The organism is Pantoea sp. GL120224-02 (assembly GCF_900215395.1).
Classification (GTDB): domain Bacteria; phylum Pseudomonadota; class Gammaproteobacteria; order Enterobacterales; family Enterobacteriaceae; genus Pantoea; species Pantoea communis.
Genome location: NZ_OBEC01000002.1, coordinates 13,975 through 35,659, shown reverse-complemented (window position 1 = coordinate 35,659; position 21,685 = coordinate 13,975). Strand labels below are relative to the sequence as shown.

General features: G+C 57.6%; 20 protein-coding genes. 15 read left to right on the top strand and 5 right to left on the bottom strand.

The window, feature by feature from the left end; translation table 11 throughout:
* Genes CRO33_RS05035 through CRO33_RS05025 form a run of 3 tightly spaced genes read left to right on the top strand, consistent with a single transcriptional unit; the run spans position 1 to position 2,826 of the window.
* Entirely contained in the window at positions 1-1,167 is a 1,167-nt protein-coding gene (locus tag CRO33_RS05035; protein ID WP_097117331.1) for an ABC transporter permease, read from the top strand.
* Complete coding sequence (locus CRO33_RS05030) at positions 1,160-2,095, top strand: ABC transporter ATP-binding protein (RefSeq protein ID WP_097117329.1); 936 nt, start codon at positions 1,160-1,162, stop codon at positions 2,093-2,095. The genes CRO33_RS05035 and CRO33_RS05030 overlap by 8 nt, the downstream gene beginning before the upstream one ends.
* On the top strand, positions 2,095-2,826 hold the full coding sequence (locus CRO33_RS05025) for an ABC transporter permease (RefSeq protein WP_097117328.1): 732 nt from the start codon (positions 2,095-2,097) through the stop codon (positions 2,824-2,826). The genes CRO33_RS05030 and CRO33_RS05025 overlap by 1 nt, the downstream gene beginning before the upstream one ends.
* Before the next feature lie 170 nt (positions 2,827-2,996).
* Here CRO33_RS05025 and CRO33_RS05020 read toward each other — a convergent pair whose 3' ends face one another.
* The gene (locus CRO33_RS05020; protein ID WP_058961622.1) at positions 2,997-3,731 is read right to left on the bottom strand and encodes a MerR family transcriptional regulator; all 735 of its coding nucleotides are present in this window, start codon (positions 3,729-3,731) and stop codon (positions 2,997-2,999) included.
* 151 nt (positions 3,732-3,882) lie between these two features.
* Here CRO33_RS05020 and CRO33_RS05015 point away from each other — a divergent pair, with 151 nt between their 5' ends.
* A complete protein-coding gene (locus tag CRO33_RS05015) occupies positions 3,883-4,446 on the top strand; it encodes a helix-turn-helix domain-containing protein (RefSeq protein ID WP_058961578.1) in 564 nt (187 codons plus the stop codon).
* Complete coding sequence (locus CRO33_RS05010) at positions 4,443-4,961, top strand: GNAT family N-acetyltransferase (protein WP_097117326.1); 519 nt, start codon at positions 4,443-4,445, stop codon at positions 4,959-4,961. The genes CRO33_RS05015 and CRO33_RS05010 overlap by 4 nt, the downstream gene beginning before the upstream one ends.
* 10 nt (positions 4,962-4,971) lie before the next feature.
* Here CRO33_RS05010 and CRO33_RS05005 read toward each other — a convergent pair whose 3' ends face one another.
* The gene (locus CRO33_RS05005) at positions 4,972-5,943 is read right to left on the bottom strand and encodes a LysR family transcriptional regulator (protein ID WP_097117324.1); all 972 of its coding nucleotides are present in this window, start codon (positions 5,941-5,943) and stop codon (positions 4,972-4,974) included.
* Between the two features lie 157 nt (positions 5,944-6,100).
* On the opposite strand from CRO33_RS05005, the gene argH reads away from it, so the two are divergent.
* The 7 genes from argH to CRO33_RS04970 are packed head-to-tail and all read left to right on the top strand — an operon-like array spanning position 6,101 to position 13,119.
* Positions 6,101-7,528: an argininosuccinate lyase gene (argH, locus tag CRO33_RS05000; protein WP_097117322.1), complete on the top strand. Its 1,428-nt coding sequence runs from the start codon at positions 6,101-6,103 to the stop codon at positions 7,526-7,528.
* Positions 7,529-7,538: 10 nt separating this feature from the next.
* A complete protein-coding gene (locus tag CRO33_RS04995; RefSeq protein ID WP_097117320.1) occupies positions 7,539-8,417 on the top strand; it encodes an amino acid ABC transporter permease in 879 nt (292 codons plus the stop codon).
* A gap of 13 nt (positions 8,418-8,430) precedes the next feature.
* Positions 8,431-9,195, top strand: coding sequence for an amino acid ABC transporter ATP-binding protein (locus CRO33_RS04990; RefSeq protein WP_034820986.1), 765 nt, complete (start codon positions 8,431-8,433; stop codon positions 9,193-9,195).
* Positions 9,196-9,214: 19 nt separating this feature from the next.
* Positions 9,215-10,036 (top strand): ABC transporter substrate-binding protein, encoded by an 822-nt coding sequence (locus tag CRO33_RS04985; protein WP_097117585.1) that lies wholly within the window; start codon positions 9,215-9,217, stop codon positions 10,034-10,036.
* 12 nt (positions 10,037-10,048) lie between these two features.
* Positions 10,049-10,894, top strand: coding sequence for a polysaccharide deacetylase family protein (locus CRO33_RS04980; protein WP_034820981.1), 846 nt, complete (start codon positions 10,049-10,051; stop codon positions 10,892-10,894).
* A complete protein-coding gene (locus CRO33_RS04975; RefSeq protein ID WP_097117318.1) occupies positions 10,887-11,774 on the top strand; it encodes a polysaccharide deacetylase family protein in 888 nt (295 codons plus the stop codon). Before CRO33_RS04980 ends, CRO33_RS04975 begins: the two co-directional genes overlap by 8 nt.
* Complete coding sequence (locus CRO33_RS04970) at positions 11,758-13,119, top strand: MmgE/PrpD family protein (protein WP_097117316.1); 1,362 nt, start codon at positions 11,758-11,760, stop codon at positions 13,117-13,119. Before CRO33_RS04975 ends, CRO33_RS04970 begins: the two co-directional genes overlap by 17 nt.
* A 752-nt stretch (positions 13,120-13,871) precedes the next feature.
* Here the strand turns inward: CRO33_RS04970 and CRO33_RS04960 are convergent.
* Both CRO33_RS04960 and speB read right to left on the bottom strand, forming a co-directional pair.
* Positions 13,872-14,957, bottom strand: a complete 1,086-nt coding sequence (locus CRO33_RS04960; protein ID WP_097117313.1) for an iron-containing alcohol dehydrogenase family protein — start codon at positions 14,955-14,957, stop codon at positions 13,872-13,874.
* Positions 14,954-15,913 (bottom strand): agmatinase, encoded by a 960-nt coding sequence (gene speB, locus CRO33_RS04955; protein WP_097117310.1) that lies wholly within the window; start codon positions 15,911-15,913, stop codon positions 14,954-14,956. Before speB ends, CRO33_RS04960 begins: the two co-directional genes overlap by 4 nt.
* Before the next feature lie 124 nt (positions 15,914-16,037).
* Between speB and CRO33_RS04950 the strand changes: the two genes are divergently transcribed.
* The 3 genes from CRO33_RS04950 (at position 16,038) to ybiB (ending at position 20,207) form a co-directional block, all read left to right on the top strand.
* Complete coding sequence (locus CRO33_RS04950) at positions 16,038-16,934, top strand: LysR family transcriptional regulator (RefSeq protein ID WP_097117308.1); 897 nt, start codon at positions 16,038-16,040, stop codon at positions 16,932-16,934.
* Between the two features lie 54 nt (positions 16,935-16,988).
* Entirely contained in the window at positions 16,989-19,166 is a 2,178-nt protein-coding gene (dinG, locus tag CRO33_RS04945) for an ATP-dependent DNA helicase DinG (RefSeq protein WP_097117306.1), read from the top strand.
* A 72-nt stretch (positions 19,167-19,238) separates the two neighbouring features.
* Positions 19,239-20,207: a DNA-binding protein YbiB gene (gene ybiB, locus CRO33_RS04940; protein WP_097117305.1), complete on the top strand. Its 969-nt coding sequence runs from the start codon at positions 19,239-19,241 to the stop codon at positions 20,205-20,207.
* Positions 20,208-20,480: 273 nt separating this feature from the next.
* Here the strand turns inward: ybiB and CRO33_RS04935 are convergent, their stop codons facing one another.
* Positions 20,481-21,638, bottom strand: coding sequence for a M20 aminoacylase family protein (locus tag CRO33_RS04935; RefSeq protein ID WP_097117303.1), 1,158 nt, complete (start codon positions 21,636-21,638; stop codon positions 20,481-20,483).
* Positions 21,639-21,685 lie beyond the last annotated feature (47 nt).

Here is a 21,685-nt window from a genome sequence, read left to right as displayed (position 1 = left end):
GTGCCGTTACTGTTATCAAGACCGCGCCAGCAGCCGGTGCTGCTGGTGTTAACGCTGCTGATCACGCTGGCTCTGGCTACCTTGCCGTTACTCAGTTTCGCCGCCAACCGCCTGGTGTCCGGCCAGCCGCTAATGCTGTGGCAGGTCACGCAATCCTGGCTGTTGCTGCTGCCGTTACTGTGGCTATGGCAAGGGTTGTGGTGGAAGCCACGGCGTCGCAATCTGGTGATGGCATTGCTGGACGCTGAGATTCTGTTTGCGCTGCTGATCTTTATTGGCGGGCAGACGGCGGCGCAGCTGGCTAACAGCGGCAGCCCGCTGGCACGCACGGCCTTTGGCAGCGGTTTATGGTGTGCGGCGGCGCTGGCTTTATTGCTGGCCGCTGAGGCTATCCGCCAGCTCACGGCCAGCACGCCGTGGCGAATTCTGCTGAATCTGCAAATCTGGATTGTTCCGCTGCTGTTATTGCTCAGCGGTCACCTCGACCATCTCTCCCTGATGAAAGAGTATGCCAACCGTACGGCGGTGTTTGATGCGGCCTTTAGCCAGCATCTGCTGTTGCTGGGCGGCACATTACTCCCCACGTTGTTGATAGGTTTACCGCTGGGATTAGCGATTGCCCGACGACCGCGCTGGCAAAGTGCCGCTTTCAGCGTACTCAACCTGGTCCAGACTGTGCCTTCCGTGGCGCTGTTTGGCCTGCTGATTGCGCCGCTGGCGGGGCTGGTGGCTCACTTCCCGGTGCTGGCGAGTTGGGGCATCAGCGGCATTGGTCTGGCGCCCGCGCTAATCGCGCTGGTGTTGTATGCGCTGCTGCCGCTAGTGCGCAGCGTGGTGGCCGGATTGCAGCAGGTGCCGCAGGAGGTGCGCGAAACCGCACGCGGTATGGGCATGAGTGCACTGCAACAGTTCTGGCACGCCGAACTCCCGCTGGCGCTGCCGGTGTGGCTTTCGGGCTTGCGTGTGGTGGTGGTGCAAACCATTGGACTGGCGGTGGTCGCGGCGCTGATTGGTGCCGGTGGCTTTGGCGCCATTGTATTTCAGGGATTACTCAGCAGCGCACTGGATTTGGTGTTGCTGGGCGTGATTCCGGTGGTGGCGCTGGCGGTGGTGTTTGATGCCGCATTGCGTTTACTGTCGGCACTGCTGGAGAGAACCGATGATTGAGTTTCACCAGGTAAGCAAAATGTTTGCGGGCAAAGCAGCGGTGCGCGATCTCACTTTGCATATTGAGAAGGGCAGTTTCACCGTGCTGATCGGCACCTCCGGCTCGGGCAAATCCACCACGCTGAAAATGATCAACCGGCTGGTGGAGCATGACAGCGGCGAAATCCGCTTTGCCGGTGAACCGATTGAACGCATGGATGCACGTGCGCTGCGGCGGCGTATTGGCTATGCCATCCAGTCGATTGGCCTGTTCCCGCATTGGAACGTGGCAAAGAATATCGCTACCGTGCCGTCACTGCTCGGCTGGCCGCAGGCAAAAATTCAACAGCGCGTAGAGGAGCTGCTGACGCTGCTCAATCTGGATACGCATCTGGCGACGCGTTTTCCCCATCAACTTTCCGGCGGACAACAGCAGCGGGTTGGCGTGGCGCGCGCGCTGGCCGCCGATCCCGAATTGTTGCTGATGGATGAGCCCTTTGGCGCACTCGATCCGGTGAACCGTCAGGCGCTGCAACAGGAGATGCTGCGTATTCAGAAGCTGTCAGGACGCACGGTGGTGCTGGTGACGCACGACATCGACGAAGCGCTGACGCTGGCGGATCAACTGGTGCTGATGGACGGTGGTGAAATCGTGCAGCAGGGCAAGCCGATTGAGTTGCTGACGCAGCCTGCCACGGATTTCGCCCGCGAATTCTTTGGCCGCAGCGAGCTTGGCGTGCGACTGCTGGCATTGGGACGTGCTGGCAGCGCCGCGCGGCGCGGCGAGTGGCTGGACGGTGAGCCAATAGCCGCGCACCTGACGCTGCGCGAGGCGCTGTCACAGTTTATCGCTCGGCGCACCGACAAACTGCCGGTGATCGATCAACATCAACAGCCGTTGGGTGTCCTGCACTTCAGCGATCTGCTGCGCCAGCGGGAGGCGATCTGATGCGTGTCTGGCGCGATCCACTGTACTGGCTGCTGGCGGTGTTTCTGCTGCTGCTGTGGGGGTTGCCGCATAGTGCACCGCTGTTTGCCCACTGGTTCCCGCAGCTGGAACGTCCGTTGTATCAGCAAGAGAGTTTCTGGCGGCTGGCCCTCGCACATCTGTCATTGGTGATCAGCGGCAGCGCGCTGGCGATTATTTTTGGCGTGGGCAGTGGTGTTTTTGCGACGCGCCGCGCCGGGCGGGCGTTCAGGCCGTTACTGGAGACGCTGGCGGCAGCGGGGCAGACCTTCCCACCGGTAGCGGTGCTGGCGATAGCCGTGCCGGTGATGGGCTTTGGCGCGACACCGGCCATCATAGCGCTGTTTCTTTACGGGCTGTTGCCGATTTTGCAGGGAACGCTGGCAGGTTTAGACAGCGTGCCGGACAGCAACCGGGAAATTGCCGTGGGGCTGGGCATGGGGCCATGGCGGCGCTTATGGCAGATTGAGCTGGCGCTGGCCGCACCGGTGATCATGGCAGGCGTGCGTACCTCGGTGATGATCAGCATCGGCACCGCGACCATCGCGTCGACAGTGGGCGCAGAAAGCCTGGGATCGCCGGTCATTATCGGACTGAGCGGCTTTAACACCGCCTATGTGATTCAGGGGGCGCTGCTGGTCGCCCTGTTGGCACTGATTTGCGACCGCGTGTTAGAACGCGTGCAACGTCAACTCAGTGGCTGGGAAGGATAAGACTGTAGCCTACCAGCATCATGCCACCCATGCCGCCAATGGCCATCACAGCAAACAGGGAGCCAATGAGAATTTTATTCCAGTTCATAAGGGAAACCTGAGAAGAGTCATGGAGTGCGGCATGATAACGCGCACACCCGGCGAGGCAAAGGCCGTGTGTGCGATTTTTGTCAGGCGGGATCGTGAATGTGAGTGGCAAACCCTTGTGCCTGCCAGTGTTCAAACTGCTCCAGCTGCCGACGCGTCGGTTTCTTACCGGTCCAGATAAACAGATTCTGACCAGGGAACAGCTCAGGACGCGGCATATCCAGCGGCTCGGCTAAGACATCCATGCGCCAGCCCTGCTGCGACAAGCGCCAGGCTTCCAGCCACAGGCGAGTGCGATCTTCCACGCCCCAGCCAATCATCAATGCATCTTTGCCGGCTTTTTTACGGCCGCCCGCCAGACAAAACGCCACGTAATCTATTAGCGCGCCATCCAGCAGGCTGCACATGGTACGGGCGGTGTGTTGATCCAGTCCCAGGCGCTGGCGCACGGGAACAAACACGTGATCGATCAGCGCATCCACCGGATGTTCGCGACCAATGGTGGCAATTTTGGTGCGCAATTTAGCCGGACGAACGTGACGCAGCACGCTCATCAGTTCTTCCTGCAGCGCGGTCCAGCCATCGTGCACATTAACGGTTTGGCCTTCCAGCAGGGCTTTCACCTTGCCAACAGGCACACCGCTTTCTATCCAGCGCTTGATCTCCTCAATGCGCTGAACATCTTCATCATCAAACTGGCGATGACCGCCTTCTGTACGCTGGGGTTTTAATAAACCGTAACGGCGCTGCCAGGCGCGTAGTGTTACCGGGTTGATTCCACAGCGTTCGGCAACATCACCGATACTGTATAAGGCCATGGCGTCCTCGAAAATTCTGACCTGCATTACAACACCTTAACCGCCTCGTTTGGGTTGTACAACTCTTTTATATTTGTACAACTTGACGTTTTAAGCAAATTGAGGCTTTATTTCATATGTGAGAATTATTTCCCAAATATGAGAGGTGGAGATGTCTGTACCGGATACCGAAGATCGACTGGCCGCACGATTAGCCGAATTGCGTGTGCAACGTGGCTGGTCACTGGACGAACTGGCGATGGCTACCGGCATCAGCCGGGCTTCATTGTCGCGCATTGAACGGGCGGAGACCAGCCCCACAGCCGCTTTGCTTAACCGGCTGTGCGTCGCCTATGGCTTGACCATGTCACGCCTGCTAAGTGAAGTGGAAGAGGAAGCCGCGCTGCTGCTGAAAGCGAGCGATCAGAGCGTTTGGCGCGACGATGCCAGCGGTTATCTGCGTCGCAGTGTCTCGCCGCCCGCCAGCCATTTCAAGGCCGAACTGGTTGAGAGCGTGTTGCAACCCGGTGCGCGTATCGATTATGACGCACCGCCGGTACAGGGGCTGGAGCAGCATATCTGGCTGCAATCTGGCGAGCTGACGTTCACCATGGACGATCAACGCTGGACATTGCAGGCGGGGGATTGCCTGCGTTTTCATCTCACCGGCAAATCATCATTCCAGGCGCATCCTGAAGGCGGCGCGCGTTACATTCTGGTGGTGTGCAAACCATGATTGAAATTGAACAGTTAAGTGCCACTCAGGCACAGCCCCTGCTAGCCGCGTTGACCGAGGTGCTGCAGGGGTGCGTGGCTGACGGGGCCAGCGTCGGTTTTATTGATGCCGACGATCGCGCAGCGATGGAACGCTTCTGGCAGGATAAAATCTACAGCCTGGCAAGCGGCGATAATCAGCTGCTGGTGGCGCGGCAGCAGGGTGTGATTGTTGCGACGGTAATGGTCGGGTTTAGCGCCATGCCGAATGGGCGTCATCGCGCGGAGATCAGTAAATTGCTGGTACATCCCGCTGCTCGTCGCCAGGGAATTGCACGTCGTCTGATGCAGCAGGCTGAGCAATTAGCGGTTGAGCAGGGCAAAACGCTGCTGGTGTTGGATACGCGCAGCGGCGATGTGGCTACGCAGCTTTACTTATCGATGGACTGGCAAATTGCGGGTTCCATTCCGTTGTACGCCGAATCGACGGAAGGGGCGTTAGATGCCACCACGGTGATGTATAAAGTGGTGGGGTGATCGCACCAACTTAGTGCGCCTCTTCGGCCTCGGCCAGGCCCAGTGATTGCATGAACAGCCGGATAATCGGATTAATTTTCCGGCCTTTTTTCATCATCAGGCAGAACGGATTTTCCCGACGTACCGATTCATCACCCAATTCACACAGCTGCCCCCGCGCAATAAAGGGCGCGGCATAGTGCTCGGGTAAATAACCAATAAAGTGCCCGGTTAAAATCAGCATGGCGACGGATTCCACTTGCACCGCCTGCGCACCGCTGTCCTGTAATGGAATGAGGCGGCGGTCATCGCGCGGCGTCACATATAAATGATTAATGATTTTCTGCTCACGTAATATTTCCACCGATATATTCTTATCACAAGATCCAGAATATAAAGGATGTGACATGGAGCAATATAATTTCGAATATTCTTTATAAAGCGGGAAGTAATCAAAATCACTTTTCATTTCATAAACCGGCGCAATACCACAATGAAAACGGCCTTCACTCATCCCGCGTTCAATATCATCTAATTGCGCAGTCTGTAAGCGAATCTGCACCTTTGGTGCTTTCTGGTGCAACTGTTGCACCGCCGCGGTGACCGGGGAGTGCGGATCAGTAATGGTGTTATCCACCACGCAAATCGCGATGTCGCCCAGCAGTTCATTACGGCTGTTGTGCAGACGTTCGCGGAACAGATTCAGGGAGACGAACAGCTCCAGTGTGGCCTGATAGACATTAATGCCGTACTGCGTCAGTTCAAAGCCTTCGCGCCCCCGGCTGCATAACGTCATGCCGAGACGAATCTCCAGATCGGAAACCTGCTTACTGATGGCGGCTAAACCAATATTCAGTTCGTTGCTGGCAGCGGTTAATCCCCCGGCTTCCACCACGCATTTAAATACGCGAAGCAATTTTAAATCGATATTACTCAGTGCCAGAACCGCATTATCGCCGCGATTATTTGCATTGTTTCCAGACTGGGAAACTTTACTTTCCATCTTTGCTATTCAACTCCGGAATAATTGCGGTGAAAGTACAGTGAACCTGAAATATGACGTATTTACCAGTGTGAGTGTGAAATAAGTTTTTATTATCACCTCTGGTTCATTCATATCTTTTTCATATCGCTGACGAGTATCTGCAAGGGGAAATAGCATGTCTGATAATGCCGAACTGTTATGGGGTGCGCGCTTTAAAGCGGCACCGGCGGCCAGTTTAACCGCGCTGTCGCGCAGCCCGGATTATTACTTTGCCCTGGCACCTTACGATTTAGCAGGCTGCCGGGCACATGCCCGTGAGCTGGCTCGCGGCGATCTGCTGAGCAGCGAAGAACTCCATACCATGCTGGCGGCGATTGATGCGCTGGATGCCGATTATCGTGCGGGTAATCTGCATCCGATTGCGGCTGACGAAGATGTTCATACCTTTATTGAACGCGCACTGACCGAGCGCTTAGGACCATTGGGCGGCAAACTGCGCGCCGGCCGTTCGCGTAACGATCAGACCGTCAACGATTTGCGCCTCTACTTGCGTGACAACGGCCGCAAAGTCGTGAGTGCTTTACTGGCTCTGCAGCAATCTCTGGTCGAGCAAGCCGCACAGCACACCGAAAGCGTGGCGCCAGGCTTTACCCATTTACAGCAGGCACAGCCGATTGTGTTCGGTCATCAACTGCTGGCTCATGCGCAATCTTTTGCCCGCGACATTGAGCGCATGCAGGACTGGGATCGCCGCAGCGCGCGCTGCCCACTCGGTGCCGCAGCGATGGCCGGATCGGCGATTGCGCGCCAGCCGGAAAAAGCCGCTGAAGACCTGGCTTACCTCGCACCGTGCGAAAACTCGATTGATGCGGTGGCCAGCCGCGATTACGCCGCTGAATTCCTGTTCGTCACCAGCATGATCGGTATCAACCTTTCGCGCCTGTGCGAGGAGGTGTGCATGTGGGCTTCGCGCCAGTTCCGTTGGGTGGAGCTGCATGACAGCTATGCCACCGGCAGCTCAATCATGCAGCAGAAGAAAAACCCGGACATTGCCGAACTGACACGTGGTCGTTCTGGTCGTCTGGTCGGCAACCTGATGGCACTGCTCACCACCATGAAAGCCATGCCGCTCTCCTACAACCGCGACCTGAGCGATGACAAACGCAACGTGATTGATGCCGTGGACACGCTGCTGCTGGTGCTGCCTGCCATGGCCGGCATGATGTCGACGCTGAAATTCAACACCGACGTCATGCGCGAACAGGCACCGGACGGTTTCACTCTGGCCACCGAAGTGGCCGACTGGCTGGCGATGCGCGGCGTGCCGTTCCGTGAAGCCCATGAAATCACCGGCCAGCTGGTGCAACTGTGTGAACGCGAAAATTGCGGCCTGTCCGACCTGAGCGATGCGCAGTTGCAAGCTGTCGATGCACGCTTAACGCCAGAAGTGCGCAGTGCCCTGACGCTGGAAGCGGCACTGGCGGCACGTAGCGGCTATGGCGGCACCGCACCGGCCCGCGTGCGCGAACAGCTCGCGCGTTTGCAAATCCTGATGCAGGACCAGCAGCGCTGGACTGAAGATTACGCTGGCCCGCGCGCCTGAGGAGACGTCTATGTCCCAATCCACTCCGGTTGAACCCGGCTTGAAAAATAGCCGCGAGCAGATGCATTACGATCTGGATCGCTATCAGGTGGTGCCACGTCGCTATTACGGCCGCATCACGGCTTCAGCGGTGATCCTGGTGCTGCTTGCGTTGCTGGTGAATGCCTTCGCCCACGGCAACATTGAATGGTCGTTTGTCGGCCAGTTCTTTACTGCCCAGGCAATCCTTAACGGCGTGGTGAACACGCTGATTATGTCGGTGCTGGCAATGGGACTCGGCATCCTGTTCGGCGTGATCACCGCGATTATGTATATGTCGCCCAATCCGGTGCTGCACTACATCGCCGTGGGTTACGCCTGGATCTTCCGTGGCACGCCGCTGATTCTGCAACTGCTGCTGTGGTTCAACCTCGCGCTGGTGTTTCCCACCATCAGTATTCCCGGCATGTTCAGCGTGCAAACCGTCACCATCATGACCCCGTTCCTCGCGGCACTGCTGGGTCTGAGCATCAACCAGGGGGCTTATACCTCCGAAGTGGTGCGCGCCGGTTTGCTGTCCGTGGATACCGGACAGTACGAAGCGGCGAAGGCGATTGGCATGCCGCGTCTGCAAGCGCTGCAGCGCATCATTTTGCCGCAGGCGATGCGCGTGATTTTGCCGCCGGTGGGTAACGAATTCATCAGCATGATCAAAACCACCAGTCTGGCCAGCATGATTCAGTACTCCGAACTGCTCTACAACACGCAAACCATCTACTTCGCCAATGCGCGCGTGATGGAACTGCTGTTCGTGGCGGGCATCTGGTACCTGATCATCGTCACCGTGCTGTCGTTTGGTCAGAGTCGCCTTGAGCGCTTCTTCTCACGCGGCCACCGCCAGCGTCAGTAATTGGGAGAGAGAGATGAGAAACATCGTGCGCGCCGTCAAGGTGAACAAATATTTCGACCAGTTCCATGCGCTGAAGGATGTCAGCCTCGAAGTGAATTACGGCGAGGTGATGTGCATTCTCGGGCCATCCGGCTCCGGTAAAAGTACCTTCCTGCGCTGCATTAATCAGCTGGAGAAGGTCGATCAGGGTGGCATTTGGGTCGACAACGAATTAGCGGGCTATCGCATTGCGGGCAACAAACTGCATGCGCTGAGCGATAAGCAGATTGCTCGCCAGCGTCTGCAAACTGGCATGGTTTTCCAGCGCTTTAACTTGTTCCCGCACAAAACCGCGCTGGAGAACATTATCGAAGGGCCGTGCCGCGTCCTGCTGCGTCCAAAACGCGAAGCCAGTGAAGAGGCGATGGCGCTGCTGGATCGCGTCGGTCTGGCGCACAAAGCGCACGACTATCCGCAGTCACTGTCTGGCGGGCAGCAGCAGCGTGTGGCGATTGCCCGTGCGCTGGCGATGAAACCGAAACTGATGCTGTTTGACGAACCCACTTCGGCGCTGGATCCGGAGATGGTCGGCGAAGTGCTGGCGGTGATGCGCCAGTTAGCAAAAGAGGGCACCACCATGCTGGTGGTCACTCACGAGATGGGCTTTGCCCGTGAAGTGGCGAACCAGGTGGTGTTTATGGACGAGGGACGCATTATCGAGCAGGGCGCACCAGAAGACATTCTGCTGAACCCGCAAAACCCACGGATGAAAAACTTTATTAACGCGATTCTTCTTTAACGTGACCGGGGTGAAAAACATGAAAAAACTGTTATTGAGTGCCATCAGTGCCGCGCTGTTACTGCAATCTTCTGCCTGGGCGGATATCGCCGTGCCAGCCGCCATCAAAGAGAAAGGCCTGACTGTGGCAATCATGCCGAACTATCCGCCAATGGATTTTAAAGATCCGGCCACCAACCAACTCACCGGCGTGGATTACGATCTCGGTCAGGCGATCGGTGAGAAACTGGGCGTGAAGATCAACTGGCAGGAGATCGCCTTTGAGCAGATGGTGAACGCGGTGGTGACCAAGCGTGTTGATTTGGTGATGTCCGGCATGACCGACACCAAAGAGCGCCAGAAGGTGGTTAACTTTATCGATTACTTTAAAACCGGTCCGCAGTTCTACACTCAGGTAGCGCGCAGCGACATCAATAGCGCCATGGATCTGTGTGGTAAGAAGGTTGGCACCAGCCGTCGTACCACTTTCCCGGTAGAGATTGCCAACTGGTCTAAAGCGCACTGCGAAGCCGCCGGTAAGCCAGCCATCATCGTCGTCGGCGCCGAAGGTACGGCGGATGCACGCACCCAGCTGCGTCAGAACCGTCTGGATGGTGTGGTGCAGGGGAGTGAAACGCTGCCGTACATCATGGATCTTGAAAAAGGTAAATATAAGCCGCTCGATAAAGCCTTCTCCTTCCAGTACACCGGCATGGCGATTGGTAAAGATGCCAGCGAGCTGACCACCGCGGTACAAGCGGCGATTGACGCGATGATTGCTGATGGCAGCTACCAGAAGATCCTCGCGAAATGGGGTCTGGCTGACAATGGCGTGACTCAGGCGACCGTGAACCAGGGCTAAAGGAGCGTAGCGATGCAACAACCGGGCGCAGTGCGCTGGCCGCAGGGGAAACGCGGCTGTATGGCGCTGGCGTTTGACCTTGATGGTCCCACCGGCGATGCCATGTTGAATGGCAGCCTGTGGTCAACGCCAGAATATTTCACCTTTGGTGCGTATGGGCCGTACCGTGCGCTCGGGCGATTGCTCGACCTGCTGCGCGCTTTCCAGATTCCCGCCACGTTTTTTGTACCAGCGTGGGTCGTGGAGCAGTGGCCGCAGCAGTGTCAGGCGATTATCGAACAAGGCCACGAAGTGGCCTATCACGGCTATCGTCACGAATCTTTCTGGGCGATTTCGCCGGATGAACAGCGTGCCGTGATGGCGAAATCCGCTGAAATCTTTAAACAGCATTTGGGCATCACCGCCTGCGGTTTCCGCACGCCGTCAGGTGACTGGCATGCCGAAACGCCACAAATTCTGCGTGATGCTGGGGTGATTTATTCCAGCAGCATGCGCGGCGACGATCGTCCTTACAGCATCCCGGTGGCGGGTCACACGCCGCTGGTCGAGATCCCCGGTAAGTGGGAGATGGATGATTACGCCTCGCTGGCCTATACGCGCCAGCCTGACTTCCCGAAAGGCGGCGATCGTATTGCCAGCTATGCGCATACCCGTGATAACTGGCAGCGCGAATTCGACGGCGCAATGGATGAAGGCCTGTGCCTGACCACGCTGTTCCACCCGAAAATTTCCGGTCAGCCGGGCCGCATCCTGCTGCTGGAGCAGCTGTTTGAACATATGACGGCGCGTGATGACGTGTGGTTTGCGCGCTGTGATGCGGTGGCGCAGTGGTATCTGCAGGAGCAACAGCATGACTGAATCTTCCCGCTGGCCGCTGGGCTTCCAGTCCGCCGCCATCCTGACCATCGATTTCAATGATATCCACGGTATTTTGACCCAGGCACCTGCCGTCGCCGGACGCGATAAAACCCTGTCGGTATGGCGTTATGGCACCCTGCGCGGTGTGGATCGCTTGCTGGCGTTACTGGCAGAAAAACAGCTGCAAGCCAGCTGGTGCTTACCGGCAATTGTGGCGACAGAGCAACCGGAGCTGATTAAACGCATCGTGGCCGATGGGCATGAAATTGCCTGTAGCGGCGAGCGCCATGAAGACTTCTCGGCGTTGTCGCTGGAGCAGCAGCTCGCCAGCGTGACGCGCGGCTGCGACCAGCTGGCACAGTTTACTGGCAAACCGATTCAGGGTTTCCGCACCCCAGCAGGACAGTGGAAACCGGGCCTGGCGGAAGCGCTGGTGGAGCAGGGTATTCGCTGGTCATCAAGCTGGCGCGGCGACGATCTGCCCTATTTCCATCCCGGCACGCGGCTGGTGGAACTGCCGATGCACTACACCCTGGAAGATGAACCCTATTTTGCCTTTAACCTGAGCCCGGCCATCCCACCGGGGCAGTCGCGGATTGCACCTTATGCCGAAACGCTGGCGAACATGACACAAGACTTCCACGGCTTCCACCGCTTTGGCCTGTGTTATCTGCTGCGCCTGCATCCGGAAATTATCGGCACTGCCGGGCGCATCGGCTTGCTGCGTGAACTGATCGAGACGCTGCAACAGCACAATGTGTGGATCGCCACGGCGGAGCAGGTGGCGGCGCATTGGCAAACGCAGCCGGACAATGATTTTTCCCATCCGGCAGAAGTGTTTACCCGCATCACGGGAGGGGCGCATGGCCTCGACGCTTGAACAACTGGCGGCATTTATCGCCGACACCCGTTTTGAACAGCTGCCTGACGCGCTGGTCGAACAGGCGAAGCGCCATCTGCTGGATACGCTCGGGGCGTCACTGGCGGGCAGCGACAGTCCTATCTGGCGCGAATGTTTGTCATTGGCGTTCGCAGAAGGTGGGCATCAGCAGGCACAAGTGTGGGGAAGTGCAAAGCAGGTGAGTCCACGCCAGGCGGCATGGCTCAACGGCGTGGCCGCACATATGTATGAGTTGGATGATACCGGCGGCTGCGATCACTCTGGCGCGGTGGTTATTCCCGCCATTCTGGCGGCACTGCCTTTGGCGACGCAGCCGGTTGACGGTCAGGCGCTGCTGGTGGCCATGGTGATCGGTTATGACGTCGGACGCCGGGTGCTGGAAGCTTGCGGCGGCTACTCTGCGCATAACGGCGCAGGCTGGCACTCCACCGCCAGCTGTGGCGTGTTTGGTGCCGCAGCGGCGGTGTGTTCACTGCTGCTGCTGGATCGCGATCAGTGCGCGTCGGCCATGGGCATTGCCGCCAGCTTTAGCGGTGGGCTGTGGGGCTTTATTCACGACGGCTCGCACACCAAAAAGCTGCATGCCGCACGTGCAGCTGAAGGTGGCGTGCAGGCGGCCTTGTTGGCGCAGCGCGGTATCAACGGACCCTCGGCGGTATTTGAAGCGAAGTGGGGTGGATTCCTGCAAACCCTGGCCGCTGAAACACAGCAACCCGCTGCATTAACCGCCGACCTTGGTGTGGTGTGGAAGCTGGCGCGCTGCTCGATCAAGCCGTATGCCGCTTGTCGTGGGACGCATTCGGCGATTGATGCGCTGGGGTTACTGCTAAAAGAACACCCGGTGCGTGTCGAGCAGATTGAACGTATCGTGGTAGGACTGAATCCGTTCCTGCTGGAGATGTGTGGCGGACGTGAGTTGCAGAGCCTGGCAAGTGCGCAAATGAGCCTGCCGTATGCACTGGCGGCGCGTGCGCTGTATGGCTCCGCTGAATTGTCCAGTTACGATGATGCCAAACGTCTGCATCCTCAGGTTGAAGCCTTTATGGCGCGGATTGAGTTGATGATTGATGAGCAGCAGGGGCGTGACGACGAGCCGTGGGTGCGTGTTGAAACTCAACAGGGCGAGCAGTGGCAGCAGCATGTGCCGGTGCCGTCTGGTGCGCCCGCGAATCCGCTGAGCCTTGAAGCGCTGCTGGCTAAATACCGTAGCTTAGCGGGGCGTGTGTTGCCCGTTGACCAGGTTGAACAGCTGGAAGCGATTTGCATGGAGCTGGATGACGTCGCGGATGTGCAGGAAGTGGTGACGCTGCTGGCTCGTGCATAGGGTGTAGGTGTAAAAATTTGCACCTAACCTGTCGCAGTGCCTTGGGTATGCAGGTTAATTTTATCTCCGCAATTTTATTTTCAGGCGCTACTGTTACTAATAGGCGGTGACGCAGGCTGGGGGCGCTTTGGCGCTGGCGTCCTCGCGCCGCTGACGCGGTCCCCTCACTTCGTTCGTCTGCCTCACGGAACGGCGGGGGATGGCACATCCCTGTGCCGCCCCGCCTTTTGCCCGCGTCCTGCGGGCTATCCTGGCAGACTCACTCTGCTCGGCGCTGTGGATTGCCTGCGCCAAAGCGCCCCCAGCCTGCTCATTAACCATCGTGCTTACTGTTAACGGCAGCCTGGTTTAGTCCATAGCGGGCATGTTGAACCAGATCTTACAGCCGGCTGATGAGCTTAAGTGAATGCTGTCGAAAAGGGCACAATATTTGAGGCCGTAGCACCTCTGATGCTGCAAGGGCTATCCGCAGCGCTGAGGCTTTTACGTTGGGCCAGGAGATCCACGCAGGGATGCGTGGATCAGTTCGGGGCCGACCAGGGATGGTCGATCCCCGAACGTTCCGTAGGCACGACGTGGAAGCCGAGGGCACCGCGTCAGCGGCGCGAGGACTGCCCGGCAGGAGCAGAGGTGTTACGGCCCGCACCCAGCACAGGACTCAGCCCCCAGCCCCCAAACTAAACACACCTATACTTTTCGTTCTCACTCCGCATAAGTACTCGTCTCATCCTGCTCAAGTACTTAGCTCAGATTTAAACCCGAACAGCCAACCCTTCAATCCGCTGCATCGCCGCCAGCAGACGGGCTTCAGTCACGGTGACTGACATATTCTCCATATCCGGCGCATGCACAGATTCACGCACAATCAGCGCCAGCTCGGCATCATCCAACTCGGCAATCTCACGCAGCGTCAATGGCACACCGCAATCGCGCGCCAGACGCATCTCATCCAGCACCTCTTCATCGCTGCGATCTTCCAGCGCCAGCAGGCACAAGTTGCCAAAGCCCACCAACAGGCCATGACCAAACTCACGCGTCTTATCGCAGAAGGTAAAACCTTCATAAATCGCATGTGAAGCCGCTGCGTGGGCGCCGTTGCTCATCAGCGAGGTCAATCCCGCCCAGGTAAAGATGGCATCCAGCACCTGATCCAAAGAGGCACTGCTCTCACCGCGCAGCACTGCTGCATAAGCTGCCGGGCCGTGTTCCGCGATCACGTCATAGCAAATCTGGCTATGTGCCAGCGATGACAATGCATTGCCTTCGCGCGCCGGATGGCGGACGCTCACCGCGCGGAACTCATACCATTTCGCCAGGGTATCGCCCAGACCAGCAGCCAGCCAGCGAGCGGGGGCTTTAGCCAGCAACTCACTGTCGATGATCACTGCCGCCGGTGCCTGTGGCAGCGGGAAAATATCGAAGAAATTGCCGTTATCGTCGTAGCGAATGGTCAATGGCGTCACTGCCGAACAGGTAGCGGCAATGGTCGGGATGGTGATAAACGGCAAGCCCAACTGCGCTCCCACGGCTTTTACGGTATCCAGCGATTTACCGCCGCCGACACCGATAATCACGTCAGCTTGCAGTTCGGTAGCGATCGCCGCCAGACGGTTAATCTGATTGATTGAAGTCTCACCACCAAACCACTCCTGCGCCAGCAGCGTCACGTTGGCTGCCAGCAGTTGAGCGCGCACCTGCGCTTCCACCGATTGCAATGCCTGATGGCCGCCGATCAGCAGGGCGCGTTTGCCCAGCCCCGCGCAAATCTCGCCCAGTTGATTGATCACACCCGCGCCGCGCAACACGCGCGCCGGAAACACCAAATTCTGTTGTGTCATGCTTTCTTCTCTGTGTAACGGACGCCGGGCAATACGCACAGCATCTCATAAAGGATATTGGCCGCAAGCTGGGAGGTCATGCCGCTGATATCGTACGGCGGTGACACCTCGACCAGATCGCCACCGACCAGATTGAGTCCGCGACAGCCGCGCACAATCTCCAGTCCCTGCATCGAGGTCAGGCCGCCGACTTCTGGCGTGCCGGTGCCGGGTGCCCAGGCGGGATCAAAACTGTCGATGTCATAGCTGAGATATACCGGACCGTCGCCGATGCGTGCACGCACCTCAGCCATTAATGGGGCCATGGAGCGATACCAGCACTGTTCGGCAGGCACCAGATGGAAGCCCTGATCGACGCCCCACTGGAAATCATCGGCGGCGTAGCCTTGAGCACGCTGACCAATCTGCACCACGCGCTGGCAGTCAAGCAGGCCTTCTTCCACCGCGCGGCGGAACGTGGTGCCGTGGGCAATCTTCTCGCCAAACATCTCATCGTTGGTATCGGTATGCGCGTCAATATGGATCAGGCCCATTGGCCCATGCTTCTTCGCCAGCGCGCGCAAAATCGGCAGTGTCAGCGTGTGATCGCCACCGAGCGTTAACGGAATAATCGGCCAATTGTTCAACTCGGTATAATAGTTTTCGATGATATCGACCGACTTCAGCAGGCTGTAGGTATTGATCGGCACATCGCCGAGATCGCCGACGCGCAACGAATCAAAAGGGGCCGCGCCGGTCGCCATGTTATACGGGCGAATCATCACTGAATCGGCGCGAATGGCGCGTGGCCCATAGCGCGTACCGCTGCGTTGCGATGTTCCGATATCCAGCGGAATGCCTACAAACGCCACATCAAGATCGGCAGGGGATTCGGCAGCGGGCAAACGCATCATGGTGCCACGGCCAGCGAAACGGGGCATCTCGTTGCCACCCTGCGGCTGAGGAAAATCGGTCATCACGAACTCCTTCGGCTAAGTGAGTCTTATCATGGCCTGAGGGAGACGCGGGAAAAATCCTTGACAGTAAATAATCACTTCATAGATTGGTTAACTTTAGTCAGTAATCACTGAAGGAAATGCGGTGCAAACATTACCTAATCTCAAACTGCTGCAGGTGTTTGCCAGCGTGGTGGAAAATCAGGGCTACTCGCGTGCACAGCAGGCGCTGAATATGACCACCCCCGCCATCAGCGCTTACATGAGTGAGCTGGAAACGCAGCTGGGGTTTATTCTGTGCCAGCGCGGACGTGGCGGCTTTACCCTCACCAGCAAAGGCGAGCAGTTTCATCGCTACAGCCAGGAAATGCTGGCCACGCTGGCGGGTTGGCAGGAGCAGGTCGAGACGCTGAAAAGCGCGCAAGGTGGCACCTTTTCGTTGGGTGTGGTGGATGCGACAGTGACTGACAGCACGCTGGATCTTCCGGCGGCGATTGCGCGCTTTAATCAGCGTTTTCCGGCGGTATTTTTTAATCTCAGCGTGCGCGATCCCAATGAACTGCAGCAGCAGTTACTGGAAGACCGCCTTGATCTGGCAATCGGGCACTTTCCACTGCGTGCCAGCAATCTGGTCACCATTCCGCTTTATGAGGAGCAACACTGGTTGTATTGCAGTCCGCACCATCCACTGGCGCAGGGCGATCCGGATATGCGCACCGTGCAGCAAACCGGCATGGTGACGCGGCGTTACTGGAATCAGCAGGAGTTAAACAAGCGCGGCTTCCGCCAGACTAACGCCTCAGTGGAGAGTATTGAAGCGCAGTTGACGCTGATCCTCTCCGGCCGATTTATCGGCTATTTGCCGGAGCATTACGCGCAAAGCGGGGAACAGCAGGGCACGTTGTGCCGCTTGTTGCCACAGCATTTTCACTTCCGCGCACCGTTTTCGTTTGCCTTCCGCCGTGGACGCGCGCGCGAAACGCTGATCCGCGCGATGCGTGAAATTCTGAATCCAGCGCGAAAAAATAGCAGTGAAAGCTGACGCTGCGCCGATACTGTGTAAAAATACAGGCCAATTCAGCAAACAGTAATCAACATGGCCCTGACAGCAGCGATAAAAAGCCAGATTGCGCAATGGTATAAGGCGCTGCAGCAGCAGGTTCCTGACTTTATCCCCCGTGCGCCACAGCGTCAGATGATCGCTGAAGTGGCGAAAAGCCTGGCCGGTGATGAAGGCCGCCATCTGGCGATTGAGGCCCCCACCGGCGTGGGCAAAACCTTGTCTTATTTGATCCCCGGCATCGCGGTAAGCCGCGCCGAGGAGAAACGGTTAGTGATCAGCACCGCCAACGTCGCGCTGCAGGATCAAATCTTCAGCAAAGACCTGCCGCTGCTGAAAAAAATCATCCCCGATCTCACCTTCACTGCTGCATTTGGTCGCGGCCGCTATGTCTGCCCGCGCAATCTCGCGGCGCTGGCTGCGACGGAAGATCAGCAAGGCGATTTGCTGCTGTATCTCGATGAAGAAGCGGTAACCGGGTCGAAAGAAGAGCAGAAGTTCTGTGCCAAACTGGAAAAGCAACTCAGCAGCTACAAATGGGACGGCCTGCGCGATCACTCCGATGTCTCGATTGATGACAGCCTGTGGCAGCGCCTTTCCACCGATAAAGCCAACTGCCTGGGGCATCACTGTCGCTGGTATCGTGAATGCCCGTTCTTTGTCGCGCGCCGTGAAATTGAACAGGCGGATGTGGTGGTGGCGAACCATGCGCTGGTAATGGCGGCGATGGAGAATGAATCCGTTTTACCGCCTGCCAAACACCTGATGCTGGTGCTGGACGAAGGTCATCATCTGCCGGAAGTGGCGCGTGACGCGCTGGAGATGAGTGCGGAAATCACTCCCGGCTGGAGCAGCTTGCAGCTCGATCTGTTTGTGCGGCTGGTGGAAACCATCATGGCACAGTTCCGCCCGAAATCGCCGCCACCGCTGACCAACCCAGAGCGGTTAAAAGGCCATTGCGATGAGATGCGTGAACTGCTGCAAATCCTGTGCGACGCGCTCAATCCGCTGTTACCCGCGCACAATCAGCCGGGCGAGTTTCGTTTTGTGCTGGGTGAGTTGCCGGAAGAGCTGATGACGATGTGCGCACGGTTATTCAAACTGAGCGATGCATTGCGCGGGTTGAGCGAGGGTTTACTCAATGAGTTGGGTGAGCAAACCGGCAAAGCCGACATCATGCGTCTGCATCGGGCAATCATTCAGCTTAACCGCCAGTTTGGTTGGTTCGAATCGATCAGCAAACTGTGGCGACTGGCGGCCATGGAGAAAGCCTCTAATGCGCCGGTATCGAAATGGATTACCCGTGAAATTCGGGACGGCCAGGCGCATCTGCTATTCCACTGCGCCGGGATTCGCGTCAGCGATCAGCTGGAGAAACTGCTGTGGCGCAAGATTCCGCATGTGGTGGTGACCTCGGCGACCTTGCGTTCACTGAACAGCTTCAATCGGCTGCAAGAGATGTCAGGGCTAAACGAGAAAGCGGGCGATCGCTTTGTGGCGCTGGATTCGCCATTTAATCATGTCGATCAGGGCAAGCTGGTGATCCCGCAAATGCGCTATGAACCGCTGATGGCTAATGAAGCGGAGCACATTGCCGAGATGGCAGGCTTTTTCCTGCAACAAATGGCAGAAGAGAAGCACAAAGGCGTGCTGGTGCTGTTTGCCAGCGGGCGCGCGATGCAGCAGTTTGTCAGCCATGTCAGCGCATTACGCTTATCGATGTTGGTGCAGGGCGATCAACCTCGTTCGCGCTTAGTGGAGCTGCATCGCCAGCGAGTCGAAGCGGGGCAAACCAGTATTCTGGTTGGACTGCAGTCTTTTGCTGAAGGCCTGGATTTAAAGGGCGATCTGCTGACGCAGGTGCACATCCATAAAATCGCTTTTCCCCCGGTAGACAGTCCGGTAATTTTGACCGAAGGGGAGTGGTTGAAGAGCCTTAAACGCTACCCGTTCGAAGTGCAGAGTCTACCGAGCGCTTCGTTTACGTTGATTCAGCAGGTCGGCCGTCTGATTCGTAGCCATCACTGCTTCGGGGAGATCGTGATATACGATCGGCGACTGCTTAATAAAGCTTATGGCAGTCGGCTGCTGGCCGCCTTACCGGTGTTTCCGATTGAACAACCGGCGGTGCCCGAAGCCAGCATAAAACCAGTGGTAAAAGTAGCGGTTAAAACCGCAGTCAAACCAGCGAAGCGTAAAAGTAAGAAATCTTAGGTGTGCCCAGACGCACATCAATGACCTTTTGGCAGCCGGTTATCGGCGCGCCCTGGAAGCGGGAATGCCCTGATGGAACTGAATAAAATTATCAAAGAGATTGGGCGCGGTAAGAACCACGCGCGCGATATCGATTTCGACACCGCCGTTGCCCTTTACAGCGCCATGCTGGCGGATGAAGTGCCAGAACTGGAGCTCGGCGGTGTGCTGATCGCCCTGCGTATCAAGGGCGAAGGCGAAGAGGAGATGCGCGGTTTTTACCACGCTATGCAGCAGCAAATGATGCAGTTGCAGCCGCCCGCCAATCGCCCGATGCCAATTGTGATCCCCAGCTACAACGGCGCACGTCGTCAGGGCAATCTCACGCCGCTGTTAGCTTTACTATTAAGCAAACTCGGGTTTCCGGTGTTGCTGCACGGTGTGAGTGACGATCCAACCCGCATCACCACCGAAGCGGTACTGGCAGCGCTGGATATTGCGCCGGCCACCACGGCGCAGCAGGCACAAGCGAAACTGGAGAGCGGTGAGCTGGCGTTTATCACCATCGATCACCTGTGTGCACCGATGGCAAAACAGCTGTCGCTGCGCTGGCGCATGGGCGTGCGTAACAGCGCACATACGCTGGCGAAGCTGGCGACACCGTTTACCGAACGTGCCGCGTTGCGTCTGGCGAGTGTTTCCCATCCGGAATATGTGCCGCGCGTCGGCAAGTTCTTCCAGGATATTGATGCACCCGCCATCCTGCTGAATGGCACCGAAGGTGAAGTGTATGCCAACCCACAACGCTGTCCGGCGATTAACTACATTGGCGGTGCGGGCGCAGAGGCGGAAGTGTGGGTTGAGCGCCAGCCAGAAATCAGCGTGGAACTGCCAGAAAGTAAAAATGCGCAAGACACCGCAGACTGGATCAAACAGGTGCTGGCCGGCGAACGTGCCGTGCCGCAGGCGCTGCGTTTACAGCTGGCGTGCTGCTTAGTGGCCACCGGAGAGTCAGCGACGCTGGATGAGGCGGAAACGCGATTGCAGCAAGCTGGGATCTGACGGGTAAATCAATACCCGCAGCCTTGGGTTGCGGGTCAAACGCACAGTCGAGAGAGGATATAAAATCAATCGTGCAATCGTGCATCGAGGGGTTTTGCGGGGTGGGTGCATAGCGGGCAGGTAACCGATTCCCTTCAGCTTGAGTCGCGCCGTCGAATCTATTGCTGCCTGATACAATGCCGCTTGAGATTGCTGGTTTTAGAAATCCGCCAGTCAGGCTTTAACCAACATGCCACCTCGATTGATATTCCTGGGTTCCGCGAATCTTGCCAGTCAGGCTTTGACCAGCACGTTCTCCACCAGTTGCTGCCAGAAGCGGATACCAATCGGTATCAGATCATCATTGAAATCATAATGCGCGTTGTGCAATGGGGCGGAGGGGGATGCGCCATCGGCACCGAGCCAGAAGTAAGCACCCGGGCAGGATTCCAGCATACAGGCGAAATCTTCCGAGGCCATGGAAGGATTCACCTGCCAGTGCACCTGCGATTCACCTAACACGCGCTGGGCAACCTCGCGCACCTGTTCCGCTGGACCGGCATGGTTGGCGGTGACGGGATAACCCGGATACCAGTGAATCTCGCCGCTGACGCCAAACGGGCGCGGCAGGGTAGTGACAAAATCTTCAATCAGACTGCGCACGCGGTCACGTACGTCAGTCTGCAAACATCGCACCGTACCACGCAGCACAATCTGCTCGGGAATCACATTGATCGCCTCACCACCGTGGATCTGCGTCACGCTCACCACCGCTGACGCCAGCGGTGACAAACGGCGTGACGGAATGGTTTGCAGCGCCATGATCAGCTCTGCTGCCACCACCATCGGGTCGGCACCGCTCTCCGGCATCGCCGCATGACAGCTTTTGCCGTTGAGGGTGATTTCAAAGGAATCGAGCGAGGCCATCATCGCACCTGGATTCACCGCCAGCGAACCCACCGGCAAACCTGGCCAGTTGTGCATGGCGTACACCGCATCCATTGGGAAACGGGTAAACAAACCTTCTTCCACCATTTTCCGCGCACCGCCAAGATTCTCTTCCGCGGGCTGAAACAGGAAGTGCACCGTGCCTTTGAAGTTGCGCGTCGCGGCCAGTTGGCAGGCCGCCGCGAGCAGAATGGCCGTGTGTCCGTCGTGACCGCAGGCGTGCATCACGCCTGAGCGGGTAGATTTCCACTCCGGCGCGCCTTTTTCGGTAATCGGCAATGCATCCATATCGGCGCGTAAACCAATCACCGGGCCTGGGCCGTTTTCCAGTGTGCCAATCACGCCAGTGCCTGCCAGGCTACGGAACACCTGTAACCCTGCTTCAGCGAGCACATTCGCAACCAGTTCACTGGTTTGTTGCTCCTGGTAACCGAGTTCAGGATGTTGGTGTAACTGACGACGCCAGTTCAGGGCGTTTTCCAGCAGGACGGCAGGCAGGCTCATAAAGTAAGGCTCTCCATCAGCAGCAGTTGCTGCGATTTCTCTGACAC

Coding starts and splice junctions, on each gene's coding strand:
- CRO33_RS04980 (WP_034820981.1), top strand. CDS start 10,049: ATGCAACAACCGGGCGCAGTGCGCTGGCCGCAGGGGAAACGCGGCTGT.
- CRO33_RS05020 (WP_058961622.1), bottom strand. CDS start 3,731: ATGGCCTTATACAGTATCGGTGATGTTGCCGAACGCTGTGGAATCAAC.
- CRO33_RS05010 (WP_097117326.1), top strand. CDS start 4,443: ATGATTGAAATTGAACAGTTAAGTGCCACTCAGGCACAGCCCCTGCTA.
- CRO33_RS04985 (WP_097117585.1), top strand. CDS start 9,215: ATGAAAAAACTGTTATTGAGTGCCATCAGTGCCGCGCTGTTACTGCAA.
- CRO33_RS04935 (WP_097117303.1), bottom strand. CDS start 21,638: ATGAGCCTGCCTGCCGTCCTGCTGGAAAACGCCCTGAACTGGCGTCGT.
- CRO33_RS05015 (WP_058961578.1), top strand. CDS start 3,883: ATGTCTGTACCGGATACCGAAGATCGACTGGCCGCACGATTAGCCGAA.
- ybiB (WP_097117305.1), top strand. CDS start 19,239: ATGGAACTGAATAAAATTATCAAAGAGATTGGGCGCGGTAAGAACCAC.
- CRO33_RS05030 (WP_097117329.1), top strand. CDS start 1,160: ATGATTGAGTTTCACCAGGTAAGCAAAATGTTTGCGGGCAAAGCAGCG.
- CRO33_RS05005 (WP_097117324.1), bottom strand. CDS start 5,943: ATGGAAAGTAAAGTTTCCCAGTCTGGAAACAATGCAAATAATCGCGGC.
- CRO33_RS04970 (WP_097117316.1), top strand. CDS start 11,758: ATGGCCTCGACGCTTGAACAACTGGCGGCATTTATCGCCGACACCCGT.
- CRO33_RS04975 (WP_097117318.1), top strand. CDS start 10,887: ATGACTGAATCTTCCCGCTGGCCGCTGGGCTTCCAGTCCGCCGCCATC.
- speB (WP_097117310.1), bottom strand. CDS start 15,913: ATGACCGATTTTCCTCAGCCGCAGGGTGGCAACGAGATGCCCCGTTTC.
- argH (WP_097117322.1), top strand. CDS start 6,101: ATGTCTGATAATGCCGAACTGTTATGGGGTGCGCGCTTTAAAGCGGCA.
- dinG (WP_097117306.1), top strand. CDS start 16,989: ATGGCCCTGACAGCAGCGATAAAAAGCCAGATTGCGCAATGGTATAAG.
- CRO33_RS04990 (WP_034820986.1), top strand. CDS start 8,431: ATGAGAAACATCGTGCGCGCCGTCAAGGTGAACAAATATTTCGACCAG.
- CRO33_RS05025 (WP_097117328.1), top strand. CDS start 2,095: ATGCGTGTCTGGCGCGATCCACTGTACTGGCTGCTGGCGGTGTTTCTG.
- CRO33_RS04995 (WP_097117320.1), top strand. CDS start 7,539: ATGTCCCAATCCACTCCGGTTGAACCCGGCTTGAAAAATAGCCGCGAG.
- CRO33_RS04960 (WP_097117313.1), bottom strand. CDS start 14,957: ATGACACAACAGAATTTGGTGTTTCCGGCGCGCGTGTTGCGCGGCGCG.